The 20,757-nt window shown below is 70.3% G+C and carries 22 protein-coding genes and 2 tRNA genes; 7 read left to right on the top strand and 17 right to left on the bottom strand.

Features of this window, described 5'->3' with window-relative positions:
- The first annotated feature begins 137 nt into the window (after window positions 1-137).
- Window positions 138-215 (top strand) — tRNA-Asp (locus E1266_RS05140).
- 20 nt (window positions 216-235) lie between these two features.
- Window positions 236-312: transfer RNA gene (locus E1266_RS05135), tRNA-Phe, on the top strand.
- 455 nt (window positions 313-767) lie between these two features.
- Here the strand turns inward: E1266_RS05135 and E1266_RS05130 are convergent.
- Both E1266_RS05130 and E1266_RS05125 read right to left on the bottom strand, forming a co-directional pair.
- Window positions 768-2,183, bottom strand: coding sequence for a DEAD/DEAH box helicase (locus E1266_RS05130; protein ID WP_132044220.1), 1,416 nt, complete (start codon window positions 2,181-2,183; stop codon window positions 768-770).
- Window positions 2,184-2,515: 332 nt separating this feature from the next.
- Window positions 2,516-2,719, bottom strand: coding sequence for a cold-shock protein (locus tag E1266_RS05125; protein ID WP_067637084.1), 204 nt, complete (start codon window positions 2,717-2,719; stop codon window positions 2,516-2,518).
- 482 nt (window positions 2,720-3,201) lie between these two features.
- On the opposite strand from E1266_RS05125, the gene E1266_RS39225 reads away from it, so the two are divergent.
- The 4 genes from E1266_RS39225 to E1266_RS05100 all read left to right on the top strand — a co-directional run bounded on the left by E1266_RS39225 (window position 3,202) and on the right by E1266_RS05100 (window position 5,345).
- Window positions 3,202-3,432, top strand: a complete 231-nt coding sequence (locus E1266_RS39225; protein WP_347876704.1) for a helix-turn-helix transcriptional regulator — start codon at window positions 3,202-3,204, stop codon at window positions 3,430-3,432.
- Between the two features lie 260 nt (window positions 3,433-3,692).
- A complete protein-coding gene (locus E1266_RS05110; RefSeq protein ID WP_207945429.1) occupies window positions 3,693-4,457 on the top strand; it encodes an AAA family ATPase in 765 nt (254 codons plus the stop codon).
- Window positions 4,454-5,041: a guanylate kinase gene (locus E1266_RS05105; protein WP_132044218.1), complete on the top strand. Its 588-nt coding sequence runs from the start codon at window positions 4,454-4,456 to the stop codon at window positions 5,039-5,041. Before E1266_RS05110 ends, E1266_RS05105 begins: the two co-directional genes overlap by 4 nt.
- Window positions 5,042-5,153: 112 nt before the next feature.
- Complete coding sequence (locus E1266_RS05100; protein ID WP_132044216.1) at window positions 5,154-5,345, top strand: hypothetical protein; 192 nt, start codon at window positions 5,154-5,156, stop codon at window positions 5,343-5,345.
- 166 nt (window positions 5,346-5,511) lie between these two features.
- On the opposite strand, the gene E1266_RS05095 is transcribed toward E1266_RS05100, so the two are convergent.
- A complete protein-coding gene (locus tag E1266_RS05095; RefSeq protein ID WP_132044214.1) occupies window positions 5,512-6,162 on the bottom strand; it encodes a class I SAM-dependent methyltransferase in 651 nt (216 codons plus the stop codon).
- A 130-nt stretch (window positions 6,163-6,292) separates the two neighbouring features.
- Window positions 6,293-7,540: an IS4 family transposase gene (locus E1266_RS05090; RefSeq protein ID WP_207945428.1), complete on the bottom strand. Its 1,248-nt coding sequence runs from the start codon at window positions 7,538-7,540 to the stop codon at window positions 6,293-6,295.
- 921 nt (window positions 7,541-8,461) lie between these two features.
- Between E1266_RS05090 and E1266_RS05085 the strand changes: the two genes are divergently transcribed.
- Complete coding sequence (locus E1266_RS05085) at window positions 8,462-8,770, top strand: hypothetical protein (protein WP_132044212.1); 309 nt, start codon at window positions 8,462-8,464, stop codon at window positions 8,768-8,770.
- Between the two features lie 465 nt (window positions 8,771-9,235).
- Here E1266_RS05085 and E1266_RS05080 read toward each other — a convergent pair whose 3' ends face one another.
- The 13 genes from E1266_RS05080 to E1266_RS05020 all read right to left on the bottom strand — a co-directional run bounded on the left by E1266_RS05080 (window position 9,236) and on the right by E1266_RS05020 (window position 20,690).
- Window positions 9,236-10,480 carry an amidohydrolase family protein gene (locus E1266_RS05080; RefSeq protein WP_132044210.1) on the bottom strand — a complete coding sequence of 415 codons (1,245 nt, stop codon included), beginning with the start codon at window positions 10,478-10,480 and terminating at the stop codon, window positions 9,236-9,238.
- Entirely contained in the window at window positions 10,464-10,949 is a 486-nt protein-coding gene (locus E1266_RS05075) for a VOC family protein (protein ID WP_132044208.1), read from the bottom strand. Before E1266_RS05075 ends, E1266_RS05080 begins: the two co-directional genes overlap by 17 nt.
- Entirely contained in the window at window positions 10,946-11,854 is a 909-nt protein-coding gene (locus E1266_RS05070) for an alpha/beta hydrolase (protein ID WP_132044206.1), read from the bottom strand. The genes E1266_RS05075 and E1266_RS05070 overlap by 4 nt, the downstream gene beginning before the upstream one ends.
- Complete coding sequence (locus E1266_RS05065) at window positions 11,851-12,717, bottom strand: NAD(P)-dependent oxidoreductase (protein ID WP_132044204.1); 867 nt, start codon at window positions 12,715-12,717, stop codon at window positions 11,851-11,853. Before E1266_RS05065 ends, E1266_RS05070 begins: the two co-directional genes overlap by 4 nt.
- Before the next feature lie 112 nt (window positions 12,718-12,829).
- Window positions 12,830-14,329, bottom strand: a complete 1,500-nt coding sequence (locus E1266_RS05060; protein ID WP_165965940.1) for an aldehyde dehydrogenase family protein — start codon at window positions 14,327-14,329, stop codon at window positions 12,830-12,832.
- Complete coding sequence (locus tag E1266_RS05055) at window positions 14,326-14,628, bottom strand: NIPSNAP family protein (RefSeq protein ID WP_132044200.1); 303 nt, start codon at window positions 14,626-14,628, stop codon at window positions 14,326-14,328. Before E1266_RS05055 ends, E1266_RS05060 begins: the two co-directional genes overlap by 4 nt.
- 21 nt (window positions 14,629-14,649) lie before the next feature.
- Window positions 14,650-15,285 carry an isochorismatase family cysteine hydrolase gene (locus E1266_RS05050; RefSeq protein WP_132044198.1) on the bottom strand — a complete coding sequence of 212 codons (636 nt, stop codon included), beginning with the start codon at window positions 15,283-15,285 and terminating at the stop codon, window positions 14,650-14,652.
- Entirely contained in the window at window positions 15,282-15,977 is a 696-nt protein-coding gene (locus tag E1266_RS05045) for an MmgE/PrpD family protein (protein WP_132044196.1), read from the bottom strand. The genes E1266_RS05050 and E1266_RS05045 overlap by 4 nt, the downstream gene beginning before the upstream one ends.
- Window positions 15,974-17,332, bottom strand: coding sequence for an MmgE/PrpD family protein (locus tag E1266_RS05040; RefSeq protein ID WP_132044194.1), 1,359 nt, complete (start codon window positions 17,330-17,332; stop codon window positions 15,974-15,976). The genes E1266_RS05045 and E1266_RS05040 overlap by 4 nt, the downstream gene beginning before the upstream one ends.
- Window positions 17,329-17,697, bottom strand: a complete 369-nt coding sequence (locus E1266_RS05035; protein WP_132044192.1) for a cupin domain-containing protein — start codon at window positions 17,695-17,697, stop codon at window positions 17,329-17,331. The genes E1266_RS05040 and E1266_RS05035 overlap by 4 nt, the downstream gene beginning before the upstream one ends.
- Complete coding sequence (locus E1266_RS05030) at window positions 17,694-18,557, bottom strand: phosphoenolpyruvate hydrolase family protein (RefSeq protein WP_207945427.1); 864 nt, start codon at window positions 18,555-18,557, stop codon at window positions 17,694-17,696. The genes E1266_RS05035 and E1266_RS05030 overlap by 4 nt, the downstream gene beginning before the upstream one ends.
- 64 nt (window positions 18,558-18,621) lie before the next feature.
- Window positions 18,622-19,095, bottom strand: a complete 474-nt coding sequence (locus E1266_RS05025) for a hypothetical protein (protein ID WP_132044188.1) — start codon at window positions 19,093-19,095, stop codon at window positions 18,622-18,624.
- The gene (locus E1266_RS05020) at window positions 19,092-20,690 is read right to left on the bottom strand and encodes a GMC family oxidoreductase (protein ID WP_207945426.1); all 1,599 of its coding nucleotides are present in this window, start codon (window positions 20,688-20,690) and stop codon (window positions 19,092-19,094) included. The genes E1266_RS05025 and E1266_RS05020 overlap by 4 nt, the downstream gene beginning before the upstream one ends.
- Between the last annotated feature and the right edge of the window lie 67 nt (window positions 20,691-20,757).

The following is a 20,757-nucleotide window of genomic DNA, read 5'->3' as shown; positions in this document are numbered from 1 at the left end:
CCCATAACCCCCGTCACCCTCCCATCGGGATAACGAGTTGGCGCCCACCTAGGCCATCGCGTATGCTCTCGGACGTCGCCAAGCGCCGGTAACCCGGCGAAGACACCCCTCCGGAGCCGCTAAGCTCGGAGAAGCAAGGTCCTGTGGAGCAGTTAGGAGTGCTCGCCACCCTGTCAAGGTGGAGGCCGCGGGTTCAAATCCCGTCAGGACCGCCAGGCGCACCACCACGCGCCCTGGGCAGGTAGCTCAGTCGGTACGAGCGTCCGCCTGAAAAGCGGAAGGTCGGCGGTTCGACCCCGCCCCTGCCCACCACAGATGACCAGCCAAAAGGCCCCGAGACGGCAGTCTCGGGGCCTACTTTGTGACAGCAACGCGCCAGCGAACGACCGTCCGCCTTGCGCCTCACGGTCAGCGCGACGCAGCGGGCCAGATGGGAAGCTGCTCGGCTATAGGGCCTTCTGACAGCCTCATGGAGCATGATGCAGAACTCTTCGGATGGCGGTCACGCTGCAGCGGGCCCGATCACAGCGGGGCAGCCGTCGCGAACGCAGCCAAGCGACTCTGACTGCCCGGCCTCGCCTGATTCCTAAGTTGGCCTCAGGCTCGTGGTGGACACGACCAGCCCAGGGGTGCAGCAAGTCGCCCACGAAGGATGGGCGACCGGCTGAGCCGCGAGGTGGCCGGCACATCGCCGTCCACCCCCGACTCCTCGCCGCCGCCTTGGCGCGACGCCCCGCAGTGAAGTCCCGCGAGCGTCGTCCGGTTGCCTATCTGCCGGCGCGCTCGGTTGTCGCGAATCGCTGGGAGCGGCGGTTTCGTACGGGACGGCGGTTACGCCCGGCTCCGCTGTCACGCCGTCTTTCGGAGGCCGGAGCGGGGATGGTGATGGGGATGCCGGAGGGCGGTCGGGCACCGGTGATGCGGTTGAGTTCGGGATCACCGGACCGCACCCGCGCAGAATGCGGCGTGATGCCGGCCGTCACCATCATCCGGTCAATCTCATGGCGCTGCCTGGGCAGCACCAGGGTGACCACGGTGCCGGACTCGCCCGCGCGTGCAGTACGGCCGCCTCGGTGCAGGTAGTCCTTGTGGTCGTTGGGCGGGTCGACGTTAACGACCAGATCCAGTCCATCGACATGGATGCCGCGCGCGGCCACGTTCGTGGCGACCAGGACGGAGACGTCTCCGTTGCGGAACTGCTCCAGAGTACGGTTGCGCTGCGGCTGCGACTTACCCCCGTGCAGTGCCGCAGCGCGTACGCCGCTGCTCAGGAGGTTGCGGGTCAGCCGGTCGGCGGCATGCTTCATGTCGACGAACATGATGACGCGGCCGTCGCGGGCGGCGATGTGCGTGGTGGCATCCTGCTTGTCCGCCTCCGTGACGTGCAGCAGGTGGTGCTCCATGGTGGTCACCGCTCCCGCCGACGGATCGACCGAGTGGACGACCGGGTCGGTGAGGAAGCGCCGGACCAGACGGTCGACATTGCGATCCAGCGTCGCGGAGAACAGCATCCGCTGACCACCCGGGGCGACCTGGTCGAGCAACGCGGTGACCTGCGGCAGGCAACCCATGTCGGCCATTTGGTCCGCCTCGTCCAAGACGGTGGTGCGTACGTGCTCCAGGCCGCAGGCGCCCCGGTTGATCAGGTCCGTGAGCCGTCCAGGGGTGGCAACCAGGATCTCCGCGCCGCGATGGAGGGCGGCGGCCTGCCGGGAGATCGAGACGCCACCGACAACGGTGGCCGACCGAAGCTTGAGCGACTGGGTGTAGGGCATGAGGGCGTCGGTGACCTGCACGGCCAGTTCGCGAGTCGGGACGAGCACCAGGGCCAGCGGCTTACGCGGCTCGGCGCGCCGACCGGCGCTGCGGGCGAGCATCGCCAGGCCGAAGGCGAGGGTCTTTCCCGAGCCGGTACGTCCACGGCCGAGGACATCGCGACCGTTCAACGCGTCCGGAAGCGTCGAGGCCTGGATGGCGAACGGCTCCGCCATCCCCTGTCTAGTCAATGTGGACAGCAGGGCCGCCGGCATTTCCAACTCGGCGAACGACGCGGCCGGGGGCAGCGACGGCGTGGAACTGACGGGAAGCGCGAAGTCGTTCTGCCGCCGGGCGGCCGGTTGGCGCGAGGCCCTGGTGGGCGAGTGAGAGAAGCGACGTTGAGACGGACGGGTGCCATGGGTCATGTGCAAAACTTCCCTGAAGTGGCACGTTTCGAGGAAGACTCCGCAGCCCGTGGCCGGAGCGATCGCAAGAACGAACCAAAGTGAACCGCGAAGCACGCCGAAGCCGAAAAGGGCGTCGCGTGATACCGCGGAAGGCGGCTGAAGGACGGGCTCTGGGCTGAGCGGTGTGCAGCCGAGAACCCGCAGCCAAGTACTCGGGGGAGCCGTATGGCGGAACGCCGTAGAAGGGCTACACCCCTGAAAGATCAGACGCGGGCATCGACAGGGAGATCGTTTCCTGCCGGAAGGGGTGCCGGGCTCAGGTGTGGGCCCGGCACCGCACTGTTCGGTTCTCAGGCGGGAACGATGTTCTCCGCTTGCAGGCCCTTCTGGCCCTGCGTGATGTCGAACTGGACCTTCTGGCCCTCCTGGAGCTCACGGAAGCCCTGAGCCGCGATATTGGAGTAGTGCGCGAAGACGTCGCTGCCGCCGCCGTCCTGCTCGATGAAGCCGAAGCCCTTTTCCGCGTTGAACCACTTCACGGTGCCGATGGTCATACTCGTCCCTTCCGAAAGGCAATTACGGAGCCCACACTCTGCGAGCCACGCGTCGCCGTAATGACCCCATCCGGACGGACTACCGGGGAAACAAAAAATGCGCCTGAGGTGAGTACCAGCAGGCGCACATAAGCTTATGGGAACCACAACTGCAACTACCGAGACGCTACCACCGGTGGGTGGATCAGACAACATGCCGGGCGGTGTCCGGCCGACGTGCTCCACTGGCTCGCCGTCCGATCGGAGCCAGATGACCAGATTGTGCGATCTTCCTTGTGGTCGGAGACAAGGCCGGACCGTGGTCCCGCTGGTACGACGAGGCCATCCCGCTGGCCGAAGCCCGCTGCGCCGAGTACCGGGCAGCGAAGGACAAGGGGCCGGACGATGAGCACCGGGCTCCGCTGGCAGGACATCAAGGCCGAAGCACACCGCCGCAATCCTGAACCGGCCGACCCGAGCGCCAGGCGCGGGCGCGTACCGAACTGGACGCCTACGTCGCCGGCCACCAACTCAAGGAGCTTCGCAAGGCCATCGGCAAGACGCAGGCCGAGGTCGCCCAGATTCTCGGTGTCTCACAGTCCCGGGTCTCACAGATCGAGAACGGCGACATCGAAGCCATGGAACTGGAGACGCTCCGCGCCTACGCCACCGCACTCGGCGGCCACGTGGACATCACCGTCAGCGTCGGCCCCCGCTCCATCAAGGTCGCTTGACGCGCGGCGGCTGACAGCAGCGGTGACAGCAACAGCAGGCACCAGCGCCAGCCATGAGCGCACACCGGCAACCGGTCGACCTCGGGCGATGCCCACGCGGCAGGGACGTTGCCATAGCTGAAAAGCGGAAGGTCGGCGGTTCGACCCCGCCCCTGCCCACCACGAAGCCTCTGACCAGCAGGAACATGGTCAGAGGCGCTTTGCTTTCCGGACCTTGAAGCGGGCGTGGAGCACCGGACACATTCCGCCTACAACAATCGGTGCAGCCCAAGTCCCTCCCCTTGCCGGGCCCGCTCAACCCGGCCGCCACCGAGGAGGCCGCCTCCGCCATCACACAGGGCTTGGACCGCGTCTCCGACCAGACCCAGGACCGCGACCCCACCGCCGGCGACGCCCTCAAAGCCCGAGTGGTCAGCGCATGGCGAGGCCGGGCCATGAGCGGCAGCATCGCCACGACCACCCTCGTCCTTGTCGGCGGCTACGCCGGATCAGGAAAGACCGAGTTCGCCCGCTTTCTCGGTGACGTATCAGGCTGGGCGTTCCTTGATAAGGACTCGATAACCCGGCGCCTCACCGAACGCTTGCTGATCTCCTTGGACGGCGACCCGCACGACCGCCACACCGACCTCTATCTGAACGAGGTCAGGCCACTCGAATACAAGTGCCTCATGGACACCGCCAACTACAACATCGATTGCGCTATCTCCACGATCCTCGCCGCCCCGTTCATCGCCGAACTGAAGAACCCGGCATGGTTGAGCCGCCTGACCAACCGGTGCAAGGCCAAGGGCGTGGACGTCGCCGTGATCTGGGTCCGATGTGACGTCGACTCCATGCGCGAGTACATCGAGTTCCGCGACGCCCCACGGGACGCATGGAAGCTCGCCAACTGGGACGCCTACGCCAGCAGGCTCGACACCGAGACCAGCCCGCCCGGCGTCCACCTCACCGTCGACAACCGGCTAGGCGCCGCGATCAGCGTCGCCGACCAGACACGGGAGGCGCTGCGTAGGGTCCTGCCATGACCGGTCACGGCGTGATCCTCTACGGCCCGCCCGCCAGCGGCAAGGACACCATCACCGCCGAGCTGGCACGCCAGGACGCCCGATACGCGCCGCTCGCCAAACTCAAAGCGGGCACCGGCCGCACCACCGGCTACCGCCACATCTCACCCGTCGACCTGGACGAGCTACGCGCCGCCGGGCGCCTGGCCGTCGAGACCCACCGCTACGGCAACATCTACGCCATCGAGCGCGACGACATCGCCGCCCTGGTCGAGGCCGACCGGGTCCCCGTCGTCCACATGGGCAATCTGCCCGACCTGCAACGCCTACGCGCCGCCATCCCGCTCGACTGGACCACCGTCCTCCTTTGGATTCCCCGCGCAGTCTGCGCCGACCGCTCCCAGCACCGCGGAGACGCCGACACCCCCGCCCGTCTCCAGGCATGGGACGAGACCCGCCACGACCTCCACACGGCAACCGGGCCGGTCTTCAACCTGATCATCAACACCAACCAGACCGACCCCGCCGAGGCCGCCCAGCACATCATCACCACCATGGCCACCGGCCCCGGGCCGCCCGTGACCGTCCCGCCCGACCTCGATTAGAAGACGACCGCGCGACAAAGGAACAACGCCCCACGTCTCCCTCTGCCGCGCGGCCGTTACGGCCATGGCCACCCCTCGGGCCGTCTGATGGCCATGGCCAGCTCTCGAATCGATGCACGAGTACATCGAGCAACGCGACGCACCCCGAGACGGCTGGAAACTCGCCAACTGGGATGAGTACACCGCCGGACTCAACACCGAAGACCCACCCGACGCAGCCCACGTCACCATCGACAACCGCCTAGGCGCAGCCGTCAGCCTCGCCGACCAGACCCGCCGAACCCTGACCAGACTCATGACGTAACCCCAGGTCAACGGCCTATAAGCCGTGCCGGATGAGGACTTTCTCTACGTCTTCAAGGGCGCCGCTCCGCGCCGCCGGCGGCCGCCCGCCCCGGCGCGCCGGGCGTGCGGCCTGTCCCGTCCGGTCCCGCCGCGCCGCGTCGCCCGACCGCCTTGCTTGGCGGGATTTACGCGTGAAGCCTCCGGCGCGCGAATACAAGCGCCTGTGAAGCATGCTCGCCCGGGCTGAGGAGCATCTGAGCCTCAACTTCGAATCCGGTGTCACGTAGCCAGGACGACACCTGGTCAGGCTGACGACGGTGGACATGGACCTTCATCGGCTGACCGCCATACCCCTCGGTTTTCAACTGAGACCCGTCGCCGACATGGAACAGGAGTTGAAGCGGTCCGCCTGGGCGCAATGCTCGGTGGAAGTGCCCGAACACGGTCAGCGCCTGTTCATCGGGGATGTGGATCAAGGATTGCCAGGCGAGCAGACCAGCAACCGAGGCGTCCGAAAAATTCGGGTCCGTCATCGAACCAACGTCGAACCGAAGGCCTGGATGATCGCGCCGTGCCACGTCGATCATCCCAGGTGAAAGGTCAATGCCGAACGCGTCCAGACCGAGTTCGTGTAGGTGGGCGGTCACGTGGCCGGGGCCGCAGCCGACATCCGCCACAACACCACCACCAGCCGCCCGCACACTGTCAGCGAACAGCGCCAGAGCCGCGCGAAGGTACTGATGCCCAGCGATGGCACCGCGCACCTGAGCGGCGTAGCTGGCTGCGACTGTGTCATATGAGATTCGGGTGTTGGTCAACCAGTCGTCCGTGCCCATGATCGGCACGGTAGCCCATGGCCACAAGCCATCCGCCGATCTTGGGGAGGGTGAACAGACTGAGCGGGCCAGCGAGACGATCGGTAGAGCGAGCGCGAACCAGGGGGCTACGCCGCCCAATGCAGTTGCTTTAGGGAGGTAGCTGGGTTTGGGCAGGGTGTGGGGTGCCGGTGAACGCGCGGCCTGCTTCGCGGCGGGGTTTGTTCTTGACGGTCTGGTTGTGGGCCCAGCGTCCTGGGGCGACGTGGCGGTGTCCGGCGCGGGTGCGCAGCACCGGCCATCTGCTGGGTTTCTTGATCGCTCGGTGGTGGCGTCTGCCGGTTCGGGGAGGCAGGAGGCGGCTGCGTGCCTCGTGCAGGGCTTCGCCGAGCGCATGGGTGAGCTTGGTGCCGGTGGTCGCGGCTTGGGTGTAGATGCTTCTGCGGATGATGCGGACGCAGGTCAGGTAGGAGATCCGGTCGGTGTCAAGGACCGGCCCGGTGCTGACGGCGGCGTCGTGGGCGAGGCGGCGGATCGCGTGATGGACGGCGAGGAAGGCCCAGAGCTCTTGGCGGGCCCCTTCGGGGGTGCGTGAGCGCAGCGGCCCGGATGGGCCGAGATGGTTCTTCAGCTCGTCGAAGGCCAGCTCGATCTCCCAGCGCTGCCGGTAGAGCGCCACCAATTCCTCGGCCGGGTAGGCATGGTGGTCGGTGAGCGTCGTCCCCAGATGGACGACGTTGTCGCCGGCGGCGTAGCTGATCACGCGGAAGACGATGTGTGCGGGTGGCGTCCGGCCTTGCTCTCCGGCTCGCCGTCGAACCCTCTTGCTGCAGGTCGAGGTGGACAGGACCGACCCGTCGGCGAGTTCCGCCAGCACGGTGCCCAGGTGGTTGGACTGCAGTCTGACCAGCAGATCGGCTCCGGTCGCGGTGAAGGCGTCCACGACCTCGGCCGACCAGAACCCCCGATCGGCGATCACCAGGTCGTCGATCCCCGTGGCGGGTGCCAGATCAAGTGCCAGGCTCCGTTCCCCGTCCCGGTAGCCGCCCATCGCCGCGTCCAGCACCCCATGCGTTCCGATCTCTGACAGAACCACAGCCCTGATCTGCGGAAACCCGAACGGGATGCCTCTGGATGAGGGCCCGTCGAACCTCTGGCCATTGCTGACCGAGTCTGGAACATCGAACTGGGTGCCGTCCACGGCCAGCAGCCGCATCCCACGCCACCAGGCCCCCGGTGTCGCCGTCCCGGCCAGCGGACCAGCCACCTGTCGGAACAGGGACTCCAAGACCTGTTCACCCAGCCGGACCCGTGCCCGGCACAACGAGGACCGGTTCACCCCGGCCAGAGCCCGGCTTCCCGGCAGCCCTCCGGCCAGCAGCCGAACGACCTCTCTCATAGGACTCCCGGGCGAACAGGCACAAGGCGAGCACGAAGTAGACCACCAGCCGCGACGGCAGCAACCTGCGCCGCCGCTCCAACCGGCCGTGCTCGGCCACCACCTCATCGACCAGTTCGGGAGGGAACACCGTCGTCAGGACTCCAAGCCGCACCCGGAACCCGGCAGGCCGCCCTGTCACGCCGCCGGCATCACTCCGGCCGCCGATGCTGAAACCCGGCCACCCGGCCCCTGCTCACGGCGCATTCCGCCGCTCCTTCCAACCCGATCCACGTCCCCGAGAACCGGCAACACGATCAAGGAACACCAGGGCATTACGGCCCGGTATGACCCACCCGTGACGCGCACGAACCACGACCGTGACCCGCCAGACAAGCAACCCCGGCTGGACGAGCCGACTGAGGAACCCCGTGGTTCCCCAGACCCCTCCTGGACCCGGAACACACGATCACGCGCAACGCACCGGCCCACCTGACCACCGTTCGCGTGATCGTGCGCCCCGCACCGAGCAGCACCCCCACCGGCTAAAGCAACTGCATTGGGCTACGCCGCCCCCTGGGCCCCTGCGAGCCGGGGCACTCGTTCGCGCGAGACGGTCTGTCACACATTGCGCGTCGTTCGCGCGAACGAGCACCCCGGACCGGTCGGTGCGAGTGCTTGAGCTTGCTAACGCTGGTGCTAACGGCGGCTCTGGACGAGGGTGGAACCTAAGAGCGTTCGAGAGGGGCAGCCCAGCAGGTCAGCGGACATCGCTGGACGGGTGTGGATCTTGTTCGTGAGACTCGTAATGACTAGGTCGGCGACGTGCCCGTTTATCGTCCCCAGAGCGCTTGCCCACCGAGCATGTGTGGCCACTTGGTGGGCATGGTGCTCACTCGGGCGACGAGTCACAAACTTCAGGTTGTGAGTTACCGTTGCGGCATGTTGCCCGGGAATTCTGATGACCAGTTGACGCTCGAAGCCGTGGCTGTGCTCCTCACAGGGTTAGTGAAGGCGTTCGACCTGCATGCCGACGCCAACCCAACTCGTGCCTTCGGTCTGCGTGCACACGCCGACGAGGTGCGCAATTACCGCGATGACCTACTCAAGATGATCGGTGTAGCACCCGGTACAGCCTTGTCGAATCACGGGGGCCACGGAGAGTGGACTGTCACTATCGGGAAACTCGCTTCCGACGACTCCCAGTGGCCGCTGCAACCGTCACGCGACCCGTGGTCAGCCGCCAGCTAGCGACCACAACGGCACCTCCTTCCGCGTGAGCGGCAGCGGAACGGCAACGACGAAAAGCCGAGGTTAACGGGCCGGAGGGTGACGACAGCCCTGACGACAACGACGGCCGCCACACCGCACCACGGGCGCACGTCGGGCACCTGCCAACCTCGGTAGACGCCATGGCGGCAGGGTGGTTGCTACTTCTGAAAAGCGGAAGGTCGGCGGTTCGACCCCGCCCTGCCCACATCTAAGCCTCTGACCACTACAAATACGGTCAGGGGTGCTCGTGTTTTCGGACCCTTGGCACGCTGAGGCGGATGTGCACCGCTCGAACACGCTCATCGCCCCTCGATGACGGTTGCCATCTAACTTGGGCGCCCTTCGTCGCCATGCTCGCTGGGTGCTGTCGGCTCTGGTGTCTTGAGTGAAGAGGTGGGGGCCGGACGCTGTTGCGGCCTGGGGAGGCGCGCAGCGGTCGGTTGGTCAGATTGTCCAGGTGGAGGAGTGGGTGCCGCCTACCACGCGGCCTCGTTTGATTGTGGTTCGGCGGCCGGGGGCGTTGCGTAGGACGTCGGTTAGCCGGGCGGTAGAGAACAGCACCAGGTCCGCTGCCGCGCCTGGGCGGATGCCGTCGGACGGGGCGCCGACGTAGTGCGCCGCGTTGACCGTCACCATGTCGAAGACCCGCCTGAGCTGCCGGTCCGACCACATGCGGGCGGCGATCGCGGTCACCATGGCTACTTCCGCCGGGTCGAGGCGGCCGAAGGGGAACCACATGTCGTTCATGTTGTCGCCTCCGGCGGCGACGGTGACGCCGCGGGCGAGCAGCTCGTGGAGGCGGGCCACGCCCCTGCCGAAGGGAGAGGACGGGTCCCCGACCAGCAGCAGGTTGCCCATCGGGCAGACGCACAGGTCGATGCGGGCCGCCAGGACCGCGTCGATGACCTCGGCGGCGGCCGTGTCGTCGTAGGCGTCGAGGGCGCAGCAGTGGCCCGCGCGGACGCGGCCGGTGAGGCCGGCCTCGACGGTCGAGCGTGCGAGCTTCTCCAGGTCGCGCTGCCCCGGGTCGTAGCTGTAGTCGCAGTGGACGTCGAGGTCCACGCCGGTCACCGCGGCCAGTTCGACGAGCAGGTCGATGTGCCGGTGCCGGTCGCGGGGCTCCTCCACGTCGGGGGCTCCGCCGAGGACGTCGGCGCCTGAGGTGAGGGCTTCGCGGAGGAGGCGCAGGGCTCCGGGGTCTCGGACGATGCTCTCCTGGGGGAACGCCACGAGCTGGATGTCGATCATGTCGCGGTGGCGGTCCCGCAGTTCCGCGAGGACGCCCAGGGCGGAGAGGCCGCCCACCGGGTCGACGTCGACGTGGGCGCGCAGCGTTCCCACGCCGTGGCCGACCGCGAGCCGGATGGCGGTGGCCGCGCGTTCTCGCAGTCCGTCGGGGGTGTAGCGGGCCTTGATGTGGCGAGTGCGTTCCAGCGCGGCGTCCAGGGGACGTTCGTGGTCGGTCGGGGGCAGGTGCGGGTGCGTCAGCGCCTTGTCGATGTGGAAGTGGGGTTCGACGAATGCGGGGGTGAGGAGCCCGCCGTCCGCGTCGATGGTCTTCGCGGAGGGCGGGGCGGTGAGGTCGCCGATCGCGGCGATCCGCCCGTCGGCCAGGTGGACGTCGACCGGGTCGGCGGAGTCGAGCAGGCGGGCGCCGCGGATCAGCAGGGGTTCAGCTTCCGGCGGCATCGGACCGTCCTCGTTCGGTGCCGAATCCGTCCAGCGTGCTGCGCTCTTCGAGGGTGTTCAGTTCCTCGAAGAGCGTGATCTGCACGTCGCCGGGCGCGTCCAGCCGGGCGTTGAGCGACTGCCAGGGGGTGATGGTGGGCGGGGCGACGGACGCGGCGCCCGCCTCCAGGAGGCGGTCGTTGACCGAGCGGGTGTCGCCGACCTCGAAGGCGACCCGGAACTTCGGCGCGACCTGGCGGCCCACCTCCACCTCGTCGATGAGCCGCTTCTGCGCGGGGTTGGCGATCTCCAGGGTGGCCCGGCCGGCGTCGAGGATCACCACCCGGGCGTCGCCCTCGCCGGAGAACGCGGCCTGCTCGGGCAGGCCGAGCGCGTCACGGAAGAAGGCGACGGCGGCCTCGTAGTCCTCCGCCTCGATGACGAGGCGCAGTTGGCGGACGGCCGGAGCTCCGTCGTCGTTCGCGGTCATGGGAGCTCCTTCGTTTCGGACGGTCCGGGGGTCATGCCGACGAGGCCCCTGCCCAGGGTGGCGGGGTCCCTCGGCGCCCATCGGCCGCCGGTGACCTTGTCGAGGAAGTCCTCGAGCACCGCGTTGAACGCCGCGGGCTCTTCCAGGTTGAGGGTGTGGCCGGTGCGCGGCAGCACCGCCAGGGCGGCGCCGGGGATGGTCCGCTTGAGCATGATCTTGACGTCGAGGCAGCCGTCGTCCTCGTCGCCGACGACCAGCAGCACCGGGGTTCGCGCGGCCGCAAGGCGGTCCCGCAGGTCGTACAGCGAGGGGCGTTCCGCGAGGACCTGGGAGAACGTCATGGACATCCCGATCGGGTCGCGGCGGGCCAGCCGGGAGCCGAACGAACGCCACCCGTCCGGGTCCTTGAGCCGGTACTGCACGCGGGTGGGGCCGTTCTGGTAGGCGTCCGCGGCGGCCCGCACGTCTTCCCGGAACATGCGGGCGGCGGTGCGCGCCTCCTCGGCGAACCCGGTCCGCTGGTGGGGAGCCGAGCCGTACCCTGCCCCGGCCACCGTGGCGCTGAGGCAGCGTTCCGGGTGCTCCAGCATCAGGTGGACGGCGCAGAAGCCGCCCATCGAGAGGCCCACGACGTGGGCCGCGTCGAGGCCGAGCCCGTCCAGCACGGCGAGCGCGTCCCGGACGGCGGTGTGCTGCCCGTAGCGGTCCGGGTCCGCGGGGACGTCGGACGGGGGGTAGCCGCGCGCGTTGTAGCGGACGCAGGTGTACCGGTCGGCGAAGTGAGCCGCCTGTGCCCGCCAGTCGTGCAGGTCACCGGCCACCTCGTGCAGGAAGAGCAGGGGCGGTCCGGAGCCTTCGACCTCGACCGCCAGGCGGGTGCCGTCGGGGGCGGTCACCGTGGTCATTCCCGCGCCTCCCCGGCCCGCGCGTCCTTCAGCGCGGCCCATGCCGGCCACACGTGCCGCATGAGCTGGAACGACAGCGCCGTGACGGGCATGGGGAAGTCGCCCTCGTCCGCTTCGCGCTGCACCGACCGCATGTCCTTCAGGAGGATGTCGAGGTCCTCGCCCGGCACGTAGTGCTCCCACCAGGGCTTGACGCGCCGCCAGTTGTCGACGACCCAGCTGCCGCCCACGCTGACCGACAGCATCTCCATCAGCCGGCCTTCGTCGACGCCGTACTCGTCGGCCAGCCGGATCGCCTCGAACACGCCCATCATGTTGATGCCGAAGGTGAGCTGCACGGCGAGCTTGGCCGCCTGCGCCGTGCCCACCTCGTCGCCGACGTGGAAGATGTTGCGGCCCATCAGGTCCAGCAGCGGGCGGAGCCGCCCGAACACCTCGGCCGGGGCGGACACCATCAGCGTCAGGGTGCCCGCCTCGGCTCCCCAGGGGCCGCCGGACATCGTCGTGTCGACGGCGGTCACGCCGTGCCCGCCGAGTTCGGCCGCCAGCGCCTTCATCGTGGACGGGTCGAGGGTGCTGGCCACGACGGCGGTGACCGGGCGGTCCGCGCGGGCGACGCCCTGCTCGCCGAGCAGGACCTCGCGCGTCTGCGCGGCGTCCCGTACCACGGAGATGACCACGCCGGAGGACGCCTTCGCCGCATCCAGCGGGGAGTCCACCAGTCGGACACCCGCCTCGGCGGCCTTCTCGCGGCGTTCCGGCGAGGGATCGTAGCCGTGCACGTCGTGGCCGCCCTTGACGAGGTTGGCGGCCATTCCGAGGCCCATCGCGCCGAGGCCGATGAAGCCGATGCTCTCCGTCATGTCCGCTGCGCTCCCAAGGTGGTGGAGCCGGGGCCGGTGGCGGCCGCCGGCAGGTCGCCGACCCGGGCCTCCTGCCCGTCCCGGGGTTTGATCAGCACGATGTGGACGAGGCTCACCGTGCCGGCTCCGTCCTGGCGAAGGGGCTCACCCGGGGCTCGCCGCGGAACTGCACCGTCTTGTACTCGGTGAACTCCCGCAGCCCCTCCTCGCCGGCCTCGCGCCCGAAGCCGGACGCCTTCACGCCGCCGAACGCCAGCGCCGGAGACCCGTCTGTGGCGGTGTTCACCCATACGGTGCCGGCCTCCAGGTCACGGCTGACCGCGAAGGCGCGGTCGAGGTTCGTGGTCCACACGGACTGGGCGAGGCCGTAGTCGGTGGCGTTCGCCAGCTCGACGGCCTCCCGCTCGGAACGGAAGGTGGTCACCGACAGGACGGGTCCGAAGATCTCCTTCTGGAACACCGGCGACTCCCGCCCCACGGAGGCGATCACGGTCGGCGGGTAGAAGGCGCCCGCTTCCAGGTCGGGACCGCCGGGCGGGTTCCCTCCGGTGAGCACCTTCCCGCCGGCGTCCGCCCCGGCGAGCACGGCGGCGTGCACCCGGTCCCGGTGCTCGTGGTGGATGAGCGCCCCGATGTCCGCGCGTGGGTCGTCGGGCATCCCGACCCGCAGCGCGGACGCCCTGTCGACGACGGCGGCGGTGAACTCCTCGGCGACGGTCTCGTCCACGAGCAGGCGCGAGCTGGCGACGCACGACTCGCCCTGGTTGGCGAAGGCCGCGAAGACGATGCCGTCGGCCGCCGTCTCCAGGTCGGCGTCGGCGAAGACCACGTTGCCGGTCTTGCCGCCCAGCTCCAGGCCGACCCGGGTGAGGGAGCCGGCCGCCGCGCGCATCACCTCCCGGCCGACCCTCGTGGACCCGGTGAACGACACGTAGGAGACCAGCGGGTGGGTCACCATGGGGAGTCCCGCGTCCGGGCCCGTGCCGGTCACGACGTTCACCACCCCGGGCGGGATTCCGGCCTCCTCGCACAGTGCGGCGATCTCCAGTGCGCTGCCGGACGTGAACTCCGACGGCTTGGCCACCACGGTGCATCCGGCGGCCAGGGCGTAGGGGAGCTTCTGCAGCAGGATGAGCGCCGGGAAGTTCCAGGGAATGATCAGCGCGGCGACCCCGACCGGTTCCCGGGTCGCGAGCGCGGTATAGGCGGGGGCCAGGCCGGTGTAGGACTCGCCCTTGGACGTCCGCGCGAGCGCCGCGGCCTGCCGGACGTGCGCGATGCCCAGGTCGACGTCCCCGCGCGCGAACCGCAGCGGCTTCCCGACCTCCTCGGAGTCGAGTGCGGCGAGCCGGTCGGCGTCGCGTTCCAGGAGCGCGGCCAGGTTCTCCAGCAGCCCGGCGCGGGCCATCGCGGGGGTGCGCCGCCAGTCCGCGGAGGCGAACGCCTCGGCGGCGGCGCGGGCGGCGGCGTCCACGTTCTCCGCCGTGCCGGCGGCGTAGCGGGCCACGACCTGGTTCGAAGCCGGGGCCCTCCGGTCAAGTAGCGGGCCGTCCACCCGTTCCCCGGCGATGTGGTGACCATGGACGCGGACGGCGGTCGTCTGGGTGCTCATCGGCTCATCTCCACGATCTCGCTGCCCGCGATGTGCGGAACCTGTCCCTGGCCGGCCGCGACGACCGCCTGCCATTCGGGGTCCTCGCGGAACGCCGTCCAGCGGGTCTCGCGGTCCTGCTCGTCGGTGAATTCCAGGACGTAGACGAGTTGTTCGCCCTTGGTCAGCCGCCGCAGCCAGGGGCCGTGCGCGGTGATGCCGTGCTTGGCGAACAGCGGCAGGCTCGTGTTGACGAACTGGTCGAACAGCGCCTCGGTGTGGCCGGGCGTGATGGTGTAGTAGCGCATTTCGGCGATCATGTGGCTTCCTCGTCGGTTCGTTCAGGACCAGGCGGCAAGGACGTCGCGGGTCGACGCGACGACGGCGAACCGGCTCTCGGCGGTGCGGAGCGCCGCGGCGTGCAGGTCCATGTCCCAGGACGCGCATGCGTCGGCGGCGATCGTGACGTAGAAGTCGCGGGAGAACGCCTCGCGGGCGGTGGTGTCCACGCACACGTTCGTGGACACGCCGCAGCACAGGACGCTGTCGCGTCCCAGGCTGCGCAGGACCAGTTCCAGGTTCGTCCCGGTGAAGCCGCCGTACCGGTATTTCTTGACGATGTGGTCTCCGGGCCGTGGCTCGACCTCTTCGAGGATCCGCTGCCCCCAGGACCCGTCGAGGCAGATGTCCGGAGCGGAGTACGCGGCGCGTGAGCGCGCGTCCCGCCACACCGGTGAGTCACTGGCGCCGCCCTGCAGCGTGGTGTGCTGGCTGTGGATCACGACCGCCCCGGCCCTGCGGGCCGCGTCGGCGAGCTCGGCGACCACCGGCAGGATCCGCTGGGCATGGCTCACGTCTCGGCCACCGACGGTGACGGCCTTGCCTTCCGGATGCACGAAGTCGTTGGACAGGTCGATGAGGATCAGCGCCGTCCGCTCCGGCCGCAGCCGGTCGGCCAGCGTGGCGAGGGCCGTCATGCCAGGGCCTCCGCCGCGTGCTGGAGCGAGCCCGGCCGTCGCTCCCCGCGGCCGGCCGCGGGGCCCCGTCCGGGCGCGGTCGGCAGTGCGGTGACGAGCCACCGCCGGCCGAGCCGGTCGGCCGCGGCGGACGGGTCCGCGGTGGGCGCCATCAGCGCGTACAGTCCGCGCCTGCCCTCCAGGCCGGTGGCGGGAGCGGTCATGCCCGCACCGGCAAGGCGGGCGGCTTCCAGCCCGTTGCGGGCGGCCATCCGCCGCTGGAACGTTCCCAGCAAGGTGCCGGACAGCGTCTCCAGCCCGGACGCCTGGGTGACGGCGATGCCGAGCGCACGGAGCGCGGCCTCCCCGTCCAAGCCGTCGTGGCGGGCGGCGGCCGAGGCGGAACCCACGAGCACCGCCGCGCACACCGGGTCCCAGCCGCCCTCGATGCGACCGTCCAGTGAGTCGTACACCCGCAGGGCGGGCTCCAGCGCGACGGCCAGGTTCTCCACCACTGAGGGTCCGTCGCCCCCCGCGTGGTGCAGGAGAGCACAGGCCACCCAGTACGCGACGGCCGCCCGCTGGTCTCGCGCGGCCGCGGCCTCCAGTTCGGGGAGGTTCTCGCACAGGGCGGTGGCCGCGACGGCCGCCGCGGGGGCGACGGGCGCCTCGGCGACGAAGCTCGCTACGCGCGCGGTCGTCTCCGTCGTCATCGGGCCGCCACCTTCCGTCGCGATTCCTCTAGGAGCGCCTGGACGGTCCGCGGTCCGTCGTCCCGTGTCAGGTGGGTGACCGCGTCCCAGATCGGTTCCGCCCGGCCGGGCGCGAGAGCCTCGGCCTTGGCGATGAGCTCCTCGTCGGTCAGCGGGCGCAGTAGGCTGCCCCGCGCGTGCTCGACGACCGACTCGACGGTGCCTCCGCCGGCGGTGTGGATCTCCAGCACGGCCGAGTCCCGTGGCATGTGCGGTTCCGGGCACAGTTCGACGCGCGCGCGCAGCCCGGCCAGCGCCGGATCGGCCACCGCCGCGTCACTGAACTCGGCGAGCCCGCCGGTGCCGCGGGCCAGGCCCGCCGCCACCCCGTGCACCGCCGAGAAGCGCGCCTGCAGACCGGTCCGCGGGTCGAGCCGTCCCATCAGCTCCGGGACCAGCGGATGGCAGCGGTAGCGGATCCGGACGACGTCCGCGGCGGCGACGCCGCGCTCGTGCGCCCGCACGGCCGCGTCGATGCCGGGATGCGCGACGATGCCGCACGGATAGGGCTTGAAGGTGTTGTCGGTCAGCTCCCAACGCGTTCCGAAGGCGTCGAGAAGACGGCCGGGTGATCGGTCTCCGGGCGCGAGGGCCCGCAGCAGCCCGCCGGTGTCGGGCAGGACGGCCGCGGCGTCAGCGGTGAACCGGCCGCGGGCGGCCTCCCCGGCGGCCAGCAGCCCGCCCGCGGCGGCCTTGCCGGCGTGGAACGGCTTGACCTCGGTGCCGAACGCCTCCCGGTGCCCGAGTGTCTGCAGGGACGCCAGGCGAAGCGCGTCCGAGATCCGGTCGCGGTCGAGTGCGCCGAGCAGTGCCGCGGTGACCGCGGCTCCCACCACCCCGCAGGTGCCGGTGATGTGCCAGCCCCGGTCGTAGTGCTCCGGGCTGACCGCCAGGCCGAGCCGCAGCTGGACCTCGCAGCCGAGGGCGAAGGCCGCCAGCAGGTCGCTCCCGGACGCGTCCGCGGTCCAGCCCGCCGCCCACGCCGCACCGAGGACGCTCGCCCCGGGGTGGATGACCGTCACCAGGTGGGTGTCGTCGAAGTCGTCCAGGTGCCCGGCGAAGCCGGTGAGCAGCGCCGCGTCGGCGGGACTCGCGGTTCCGCGCACTCCGGGAGCGGCGGGGATGCCGGACGCCGCCGCCAGCGCGGCGGCCAGCCGGATGACCTGGGGGGATTCGGACGCCCCCAGGGCCACGGCCAGCACGTTGAACAGCGTCCGGCGCGCGGCCGCGGCCACGTCCTCGGGGAGCGGCCGGGAGGCGGTGTCGAGCACCGCCTCGGCGATCTCCTCGTAGGACGGTGCGGACGGGGAGGTCATGTGCTCGGCTCCAGCCAGGTGATGGCGCCGAACGAGAAGGCCAGCTGGGCCAGCCCCTCGCCGGAGGCGCCGTGCCAGTGCTCTTCGCCCGGCTCGATCCACACGGTGTCGCCCGCCGTCACCTGAAGCGGCTCCTCGTCACGGCGTCCGACGAAGCCGGATCCCGACACCACGTGGACGACCTGGCCGTCCGCGTGGATGTGCCAATGGCCGCGCACGCCCGGATCGAGCCGGATCAGCGCGGTGGTCGCCTTGCTGGTGGGCCCGCCGTGGATGTCGGAACTGAACGCGGCGCCGGTGAACCGCTCCGGCGAAGGTACGGGCGTCGGGTCCTGGAGCAGGTCCGCGGTGCGGAAGAGCTTCACGCCAGTGCCCCCGTCCGCTGCGAGCCGTCGTCGGTGGGAGTGATGGACACCTCGGTGAAGCGCCGCATGGTGTCGACGAGGGCGGTCTCCGCCGGGAGGCGCTCCATGCTGGAGGCGCCGAGGAAGCCGACGGCGCCGGGAACCATCCGCAGCACCTCCTGGGCGTCGTCCGGGGTGGCGATGGGACCGCCGTGGCACACGACGAACACGTCCTCGCGGGCGGCCTTGGCCGCGTCGTGGATCTGCGCGGTGCGGGCCGCGGCGTCCGCCAGCGACATCGGGGACGTGGAGCCGATCATCCCGGCGGTCGTCAGACCGACGTGCGCGACGACGATGTCGGCGCCGGCGGCGGCCATGTCGCGCGCCTCGTCCTCGGTGCGCACGTAGGTGGCCGTGAGCATGTCCATCTCGCGGGCGGTGCGGACCATCTCCACCTCCTTGTCGAAGCCGTAACCGGTGGCCTCCAGGTCCGCCCGCACGCTGCCGTCCAGCAGGCAGACCGACGGGAAGTTCTGCACCCCGGCGAACCCGAGTTCCTTGAGGCGCCCCAGGAACAGCGGGATGTTCTTGAAGGGGTCCGTGGCGCAGACGCCCGCCAGCACGGGCGTCCGGCTCACGACCGGCAGGACCTCGGCGGACATCTCGACGACGATGTCGTTGGCGTTGCCGTACGGCATCATCCCGGCCATCGACCCGCGCCCGGCCATCCGGAACCTGCCCGCGTTGTAGATGACGATGAAGTCGACGCCGGCCTCTTCCGCGCACTTGGCGGACAGCCCGGTGCCGGCGCCCGCGCCGATGAGGGCCCGGCCGGACCGGATCCGCTCGCGGAAAAGAGGGACGTGATGCTGGCGGCTCATGGCCGTTACCTCCAAGTGGGTGTGGGGCGGGCTGCGGGTTCACCCGGCCGGTGCCGGTGCCCGTTCACGGGCGGTGCTCCGGCGGAGCGTCCGGGGGCAGCCGGTAGAAGGGCGTGCGCTCGGCGACCGCGTCGAGGAGGCCCTCCTCGACGACGACCGCGATGTCCCGTGGATCGACGATCTTGATCTCGGCGAAGCGGTACTTGAGCGGCGCGGTGACGCGCGAGGACATCAGGTAGCCGCCCGCGACGACCAGCGCGAGCGCCTCGTACAGCTCCAGTCGCCGTTCGGCCAGGCGCTCGACCGCCGCCAGGCCGGGGTCGGGACCCAGCTCGTCGAGCGCCCTCAGCAGCGGTGCGACCAGATCGGGACGCGTCTTGACCACCTGGTCGAGCAGGTCGGTGTGCACGCCGGCCTGCACCCCGGACGGCAGCCCGGCGCCGCTCTCGATCATGGCGTCCGCGACCTGTCCGAGCCGCACGCGGGCGTCCGGCGGCACGGTCGTGCCCCGATCCTCGCCCTTCCTCGCGGTCGTCATGCGGGCACCTCCACGTCGCGGCGGTGGGCGACCAGGGACCGGGCGCAGCGCAGCGCGTTGGCCGCGATGGTCGCGGTGGGGTTCACGCCCGAGGACGTCGGGAAGACCGAGCCGTCGAAGACGTACAGGTTGGGAACGTCGTGGCACCGGCCGTGCGGGTCCACCACGGAGGCGTCCGGGTCCTCGCCCATCACGGCCGTGCCCATCAGGTGCCATCCCGTGCCGCGCAGGTTCGGGTTGAAGATCTTCTGCTTGGCCCCCATGGCGTCGAGCACCTCGGACAGGCGCTCCAGGTGCCAGGCCATCATGGCCCGGCTGTTGTCGGACGTGCGGTACTGGATCCGCACCCCCGGGACGCCGTCCGCGGCGGCCTGCTCGTCCAGCAGCACCCGGTTCGCGGGATCGGGCAGGTCCTCGCAGATGACCCCCCAGATCGCCGAATGGCCGTGCCGTTCGCGCAGCAGCCGGGTGAAGTTCGCGCCCCATACGGGCTCGTCGCCCCAGGTGCCCGGCAGCATGAAGGACAGCGGCGCGCCGGAGGGGAGCAGGTTCCATTTCGCGCCGCGCACGAAACCGCGCGAGCGGTCGGTCTCGTAGAACTCCAGGGAGTGCAGGTACTGGCCGAGCGGCCCGCGCCAGGACTCCAGGTCCTCGTCGAAGATCCCGATCGCGTTCCCGAAGGGGTGCATCATCAGGCGCCTGCCGACGAGGCCGCTGGAGTTGGCGACGCCGGTCCCGTCGGCCGAAGCGAGCAGGATGCGGGTCGTGCCGATCGCGTTGGCGCACAGCACCACCACCCCGGCGCGGATCTCGTGCCGCACGCCGTCGGCGTCGAGGTAGGTGACACCGGTCGCGCGGCCCCGGTCGTCCAGGAGCACCTGTTCGACCGTCGCCCGGACCGTCAGGCGCACCTGGTCCTTGGCCAGTGCCCGCCAGTGGGTGCGGTCCGCGGACGCCTTGGCACCGGTGGGGCAGCCGAAGGGGCAGGCGGTCCGCTGCGCGCACGCGTGCAGCGGGCCGTAGTCGGCGGTGGCGATGGCGTTGCTGCCGGGCCACCAGTGCCAGCCGAGCTTGTTCAGCGCCTCCGCGCCCCGCCGCCCGAGCTTGTTGAGCGGCACGGGCGGCAGCGGCGGCGGCGTGGTGGGGGGAAGCGCGGGGTCGCCCTCAAGGCCGCTCACGGCGAATTGCCGTTCGACCTCGTCGTAGTAGGGCTCCAGGTCCCAGTACCCGATGGGCCAGTCGTCTCCGACGCCGTCCATGGTGCGGGTGCGGAAGTCCGAGGGGAGGAAGCGCTCCCAGTGGGCCGCGTACAGGACGGTGCCGCCGCCCACGCCGTTGTACATCAGGGCGGTGATGTCCGACTCGGTGTCGTCGATGGGGTAGTCGCCGGCGGCACGGCGCTGGTTCGGGTCCCAGTTCCAGTACTTGCGGGACGTGAGTTCGAAGTCGGCGTGGCCCGCGCGGGCCTTCTCGTAGTCGGGCCAGTCGCCCTGCTCCAGGCACGTGACCCGCATACCGGCGCGGGCGAACTCCTGCGCGGCGACCGCGCCCGAGGGGCCGGCCCCGACGATCAGGACGTCGCAGTCGTCGCGCACTTCCCGTCCTCTCCTTCGTCGATCTTCTTCTGGTTCATGACCGTACTGCTATGTATGGCCAAATGTC

The sequence above is a fragment of the Actinomadura sp. 7K534 genome (assembly GCF_004348575.1).
GTDB lineage: Bacteria > Actinomycetota > Actinomycetes > Streptosporangiales > Streptosporangiaceae > Spirillospora > Spirillospora livida.
The sequence above is the reverse complement of the archived record's forward strand: the minus strand, read 5'-3'. Positions and strand labels throughout refer to the sequence as shown.